The following is a 3,916-nucleotide window of genomic DNA, read 5'->3' on the forward strand; positions in this document are numbered from 1 at the left end:
CGGCGGCGGGTGGTTCGACGAGCACTGGAGCTGCCGGGCGTCGGTACGGCGACGCAGCCACCCGACGTTCAAGGTCGACGACGTCGGTTTCCGGGACGCAAGCGGGCTTTGATCGCCTCCTGCCGGTTGACCCGGGTCATGCCACACCATCGGCTATAGTTCGCCGCATGGCGAACTATCGGATGGTCCTCGACCGGACCTTCCATGCGCTGTCCGACCCGACCCGCCGCGCGGTGATCGAGGCGCTGACCGAACGCGGACAGTCGTCGGTCAAAGAGCTGGCCGAGCCGTTCCCGATCGGTCTCCCGACGTTCCTCAAGCACCTCAAGGTGCTCGAAGACAGCGGACTCGTCACCACGACGAAGACCGGGCGGACCCGCTCGTGCCAGCTCCGCCGCCAACCACTCGGCGAGGCCGAGCAGTGGCTGGCAGAGCGGCGCGAGGCCGTCGAGAACCAGCTCGACGCGTTCGCGGCGTACGTCGAATCCATCCCGGCAACCACGGAGGCTCCGGATGAGCACACCTGATCCCATGAACCACGGCGCGGTCGAGGCCAGTCGCCAGATCGCCGCACCCCGTCAGGTGGTGTACGACGCGTGGACCGCACTCGAGCACCGACGGCAATGGTTCGTCGGCCCGGCTTGGACCGAGATCGAGCGAAGCGTGGACCTGCGGGTCGGCGGCACCGAAATCGCGCACGGCCGCTTCGCGGACGGCACCGAGTCCATCTACACGGCCCGCTACCACCTCATCGAACCAGCCGTGCGGTTGATCTACGCGTTCGACATGCACGTCGCCGGCAGCCACTTCTCCGTCTCCCTCGCCGGCGTCGAGTTCGAGGACTCGCTCGGCGGAACCAAGCTGACCTACACCGAGCAAGGCTTCTTCCTCCAGGGCGACTACGACCACACGAGCCGGGACAAAGGAACTCAGGGACTCCTGGACCAGTTCGTCACCCACGTGTCGACCTTGACTGCTCGCCCGGGACAGCGGGTTTCGCCCTGACGAACCCGGGCCGTTGACGTGCTTGCGGGGCCCTGCGGAGGCGGTGCTGCCCGGCAATCATCGCCGGCCCGCTGGCCATCCCGCGGTACTGGCATGCTGTCGTACGTGATCGTTCGAGGCGCAACCGTTCGGGACGCCGACGCCCTGGCTGTCGTCCATGTCCGCACCTGGCAGGAGGCGTACCGCGGGAAGGTCCCGCAGGAGTATCTCGATCAGCTGGATCCGTCCCAACGCGGGCCGGGATGGCGGCAGTGGATCGAGCAGGATCGCGCACCCGCCGGCACCCTCGTGCTGGAGCACCAGCATGACGGCGTGGTCGGGTTGATCAACGTCTCGCCGAGCCGGGACGCCGACACGGATCCGCGGCTGGTGGGGGAAATTCAGGCCGTCTACCTCTTGCCGAGGTTCTGGGGTCAGGGTGCCGGCCGGCTGCTGATGGAGGCGGGCATGCGACGGCTGGCGGAGGCCGGCTATCGAGAGATCGTCTTGTGGGTGTTGGAGACGAACGGACGCGCTCGACGCTTCTACGAGTCGGGCGGCTGGCGGGCCGACGGATCGAAGAAGACCGACGACTCGCGCGGCTTCCCCATGGTCGAGGTCCGCTACCGTCGCACCGCCGACATCGACTCATAGGAGTATCCGGCTGGGGGCAGAACATGGGGAACACGGCCGGCCTCCGCCGGCTGCGCTTAGCGGAGGTGGCCCGCGCGCCCGGCCAGTCTCGCAGCCCGGCCTGATCCAGCATCGCGCCCACATGGGTGACCGGGGAACTGCTCGCCACCGCCAGCCGCAGCCCCAGCTCGACGGCCCGGTCCAGCCAGCCGACGATGCCCGGCGCCGGCTCCAGCGTCGCATTCAGGTCCGCCCGGTACGCCATCCGCAGCGCGTGGCTGGACTCGCGGTCGTACGCGGGTCCGGCTCCAGTCGAGGCACACGCCCCGTCCAGAGCAGTTCTCCTATCGCGCGTCCGCCGCGCCCGCAGCCTCTCGGAGCGCGGCTACCGCCGTCTGCACCGCCGGTGTGTGCTCGACCGCGTCGTGCACCACCACGTAGATCGACCGGATCGGCGTGGGGCGGACCAGCCGGACACGGGTCACGCCGTCGGGCAGCTTCGCCGCGCCGAGTGCGGGGAGCACCGTGAGGCCGATGCCGGCGCCGACGAAGGCGAGCGCGGTCGGGTAGTCGTGCGCCTCGACCTGGAAGGTCGGGCTGAAGCCGGCGGCGGTGCAGGCCTCGATGAGGTTGGCGCGGCACCAGCCGCGGGCGAAGTCGTTGTCGACCCAGCGCTCGTCGGCGAGGTCGGCCAGGTCCACCTCCTCCCGGTCGGCGAAGCGGTGCCCGGCGGGCAGTACGGCGACATAGGGGTCGTCGAAGAGATGGTGCGCGGTGAACCCCGAACCGGGGTCGAAGCCGGTGGCCCCCACCACCACCTGCAAGTCGGCGCGTTCCTCCCGGCTGTCCGGGATGTGTTCTACTGAATTCTTGTGAAGAATTAGTCGCTGGTACTGAACAGTCAGGCGGATGAGAATCACCGCATGGCCAGTCCGGAGATCACTGCACCGACCGGGTCCGCCCCTTCCACCCGGGCCGGCACCGGCAACACCCACACCCCCGCACCGGTACCCGCGCCGCCCGCGGGGCGGCCCCGATCCTGGCCGATCGTCGCCGCCGCCGGGACAACGGTGCTCCTGTGGGCGTCAGCGTTCGTCGGTATCAGATTCGCCGGGCACGACTACTCCCCCGGCGCCATGGCGCTGGGCCGCATGGCGACGGCGTCCATCGCGCTGAGCGCGTTCGTGGCCCTGACCACCGGCGCCCGACGCCGCCGGCCGGGACACGCCGCGCCGGAGGCGGACGGCCCGGCACCCCGCCGCTCCGGCCGCCCGTGCGGCCGAACCCTGGGGCTCATCGCTCTCTGGGGCGTGGCCTGGTTCGGCGGGTACAACGTAACGCTCAACGCCGCCGAGCGGCTGGTCGATGCCGGGACGGCGGCACTGCTGGTGTCGGTCGCGCCCATCCTGGTCGCGGTGGCCGCGGTCCTCGTCCTGGGCGAGCGGCTCACCGGCCGACTCGGCGTCGGGGTGACGGTCGCCTTCGCGGGCGTGGCCCTCATCGCCGCCAGCGGCTTCACCGGGCACGCCGACAAGGTCGGCGTCGCGCTGGCGGTGCTCTCCGCCGTGCTGTACGCCTTCGGCGTCCTCCTCCAGAAACGCCTGCTGGCACGCGTGGACGCGGTGACGATGACCTGGCTCGGCGCGCTGGCCGGCACCGTGGCCCTGCTGCCGTTCGCTCCCACGCTCCTCGCGGAACTCGCCACCGCCCCGTCATCGGCCACCCTCGGCATGCTGTACCTGGGCGTGTTCCCGACCGCGATCGGCTTCCTCACCTGGGGCTACGTTCTGTCCCACTGGACTGCGGGTCGCACCACCGCCGCGACCTACCTGGTCCCACCGGTGACCGTCCTGCTGTCCTGGACGTTGCTGGGCGAGGTACCGGCGCCGCTCGCCCTGCTGGGTGGCGCGCTCTGCCTCACCGGCGTGGTCCTTGCGACGCGCCGCTGACAACCGGCACCCGCCCCGTCCCGGCATTCCGACCCGGTCACCAACGGTCATCCGTTCGTCTCGCCCTGCGGCACCCACCCACGGCCGGCCCTCTCGTTAGCCCAAACGGTCCGCGAATCAGCAGGTCGGGTCACTATCGTGAGTCGGGTCGGCTGGTGCCGGGAGGCGGGACGTTGGCGCACGAGGTGGTTGAGCTACGGGTGCACGGTGTCTCGGGGACCTCCGCCGAGGCGCTGCTGGATCATCCGATCGTGGCCCGGGTGGCCGGTGACGACAACGCCGGTTTCTACCGGCCCCGGCCGGGGTTCGGGATCAATGACCGGCCGGGCGGGTTGAAGGTGGAGGCGTAC

General features: G+C 70.5%; 5 protein-coding genes and 1 pseudogene. 5 read left to right on the forward strand and 1 reads right to left on the reverse strand.

The window, feature by feature from the left end:
- The 4 genes and pseudogenes from AB0M52_RS31925 to AB0M52_RS31940 all read left to right on the forward strand — a co-directional run.
- Positions 1-112 (forward strand): annotated as a pseudogene (locus AB0M52_RS31925) (formylglycine-generating enzyme family protein); the annotation flags it as partial.
- Positions 113-167: 55 nt separating this feature from the next.
- Entirely contained in the window at positions 168-527 is a 360-nt protein-coding gene (locus AB0M52_RS31930; protein WP_363961402.1) for a metalloregulator ArsR/SmtB family transcription factor, read from the forward strand.
- On the forward strand, positions 514-1,005 hold the full coding sequence (locus AB0M52_RS31935; protein ID WP_363961404.1) for an SRPBCC domain-containing protein: 492 nt from the start codon (positions 514-516) through the stop codon (positions 1,003-1,005). Before AB0M52_RS31930 ends, AB0M52_RS31935 begins: the two co-directional genes overlap by 14 nt.
- 105 nt (positions 1,006-1,110) lie before the next feature.
- Positions 1,111-1,638, forward strand: coding sequence for a GNAT family N-acetyltransferase (locus AB0M52_RS31940; RefSeq protein WP_363961406.1), 528 nt, complete (start codon positions 1,111-1,113; stop codon positions 1,636-1,638).
- Between the two features lie 323 nt (positions 1,639-1,961).
- On the opposite strand, the gene AB0M52_RS31945 is transcribed toward AB0M52_RS31940, so the two are convergent.
- Positions 1,962-2,612 (reverse strand): LysR substrate-binding domain-containing protein, encoded by a 651-nt coding sequence (locus tag AB0M52_RS31945; protein ID WP_363961408.1) that lies wholly within the window; start codon positions 2,610-2,612, stop codon positions 1,962-1,964.
- Here AB0M52_RS31945 and AB0M52_RS31950 point away from each other — a divergent pair.
- On the forward strand, positions 2,541-3,566 hold the full coding sequence (locus AB0M52_RS31950; RefSeq protein WP_363961410.1) for a DMT family transporter: 1,026 nt from the start codon (positions 2,541-2,543) through the stop codon (positions 3,564-3,566). The two genes, AB0M52_RS31945 and AB0M52_RS31950, sit on opposite strands and share 72 nt — an antisense overlap.
- Positions 3,567-3,916: the final 350 nt, after the last annotated feature.

Origin of the sequence: Micromonospora sp. NPDC051296 (assembly GCF_040682255.1) — a bacterium.
GTDB lineage: Bacteria > Actinomycetota > Actinomycetes > Mycobacteriales > Micromonosporaceae > Micromonospora > Micromonospora craterilacus.